The 1,619-nt window shown below is 39.9% G+C and carries 2 protein-coding genes; both read left to right on the forward strand.

Annotated features, from left to right (window positions below):
• Nucleotides 1-335, forward strand: a 335-nt coding sequence (locus OCV68_RS04110) for a transposase (protein ID WP_262570963.1), incomplete at its 5' end; no start/stop codon positions are given.
• A 207-nt stretch (nucleotides 336-542) separates the two neighbouring features.
• A complete protein-coding gene (locus tag OCV68_RS04115) occupies nucleotides 543-1,325 on the forward strand; it encodes a CPBP family intramembrane glutamic endopeptidase (RefSeq protein ID WP_147622807.1) in 783 nt (260 codons plus the stop codon).
• Nucleotides 1,326-1,619 lie beyond the last annotated feature (294 nt).

A 1,619-nucleotide genomic window follows, 5' to 3' on the forward strand; every position in this document is an offset into this window, starting at 1 on the left:
AAGAATTATACGGTGACAGTGGATATATCGGTGCAGAAAAGCGAGAAAATGCAGTTGTTAAAAATAAAAATGGTCGAAAAATCAAATACAAGATAAACAGAAAACCGTCAACAATGAAAAAGCTTTCAAAAAGCGGACAATATGCAGCAAAGAAAGCAGAACATAAAAAATCATCGGTCAGAGCAAAGGTAGAACACGTTTTTGCAGTCGTTAAACGGCTGTTCGGGTATCGGAAAACACGATACCGAGGCCTGCAAAAACAGACCGCCAAACTGAATATTATGTTTGCCCCGGCAAACCTTTATCTGGCTGACAGAAAATCTCTGACGTCTTGATAAAGTGCGCCTGCAAGCAGATTTACAGAGGCAATATGCCCGTTACAGAGCTTTATGCGTTTAACTTGATTTATGAGAATTTATTGGCGGCATTGTACGGTGTTGCCTTAGGAAGGTTATTATCTTCCAGTTAAATGTAGCAAGAGGTTTGATTTTTATAGTATAGAAAATCAACAGTTTATATTAGGATTGAGAAGGTTAGTTTGAATGAATAAAAATGCAGTTCGATATTTGATCCTTACTTTTGTAATAACATATCTGTTTTGGGGATTTGATATAGTTCTAAGCTGTTTGGGATTATATGAGCATCCGGCATACAATATAGGAATCATCTTTTACATAATAGCTGCCTGTGCTCCTGCAATTGCGGTTTTTATCCTTTGGCAGAAAGATCCCGACAAAAAAGGAATGCGATATTTCCTGAAAACTGTTTTTGGATTTAACCGGCCTGCTATAGAGTTATCATTGCTTGTTGCTTTTCTGATGATCCGTTTCGGAATACCCTTTTTATTTGGAGATGTAACGTTCATAGGTGACTGGTGGCAAGTGCTGGTGTTCATTCCGGTAATGTTGTTGTTTGGCGGATTTGAAGAGGTGGGATGGAGAGGTTACCTGCAGCCAATACTGGAAAAGAGATTCGGATTTGTAGTAGCTACAACGATCAACTGTGCCATTTGGATCGTTTGGCATATTCCCCTTTGCTTTATCAAAGGTACTTATCAGTACTCGGGAAGTTATCTGTGGTTTGCGATCTCTTTATTGGGTTCAGCATTTTCGGCGGCTGCACTTCATAAGGTGAAAGGAAGCATAGTACCGTGTATACTCTTTCATGCCATCGGCAATGCAGTTGTAAGTTACGGTCTATCGATCAGTAATGGTACTGGAGCTGTTGTTTCCTATATCTGTCAGGTTATCTTAGCTATAATAGTTGGCTGGCTAGTAATGAATGGTAATATCTTGAATAAAACGAACCAAGCCCCAATGGTATAATAACCTTGTCTGAGGGAGAGCGCCCTTAGTCAAGAAAATCGGAAGTTAATATGACATAGAAAAACTGAATATTGTTACCACAGACGGTGGCGAACAATCTTAGGCAACACCGTACAAAGCCATCAATAAAATCACGCAAGTCAAGTTAAACGCATAAAGCTCTGTAACGGGCATATTGCCTCTGTAAATCTGCTTGCAGGCGCACTTTATCAAGCCGTCAGAGATTTTCTGTCAGCCGGATAAAGGTTTGCCAGGGCAAACATAATATTCAGTTTGGCGGTCTGTTTTCGCAGA

The sequence above is a fragment of the Huintestinicola butyrica genome (assembly GCF_025567215.1).
Classification (GTDB): Bacteria; Bacillota; Clostridia; order Oscillospirales; family Ruminococcaceae; genus Huintestinicola; species Huintestinicola butyrica.

Excerpts from the sequence above, each read along its gene's own strand:
- OCV68_RS04115 (WP_147622807.1), top strand. The coding sequence starts at position 543 with ATGAATAAAAATGCAGTTCGATATTTGATCCTTACTTTTGTAATAACA.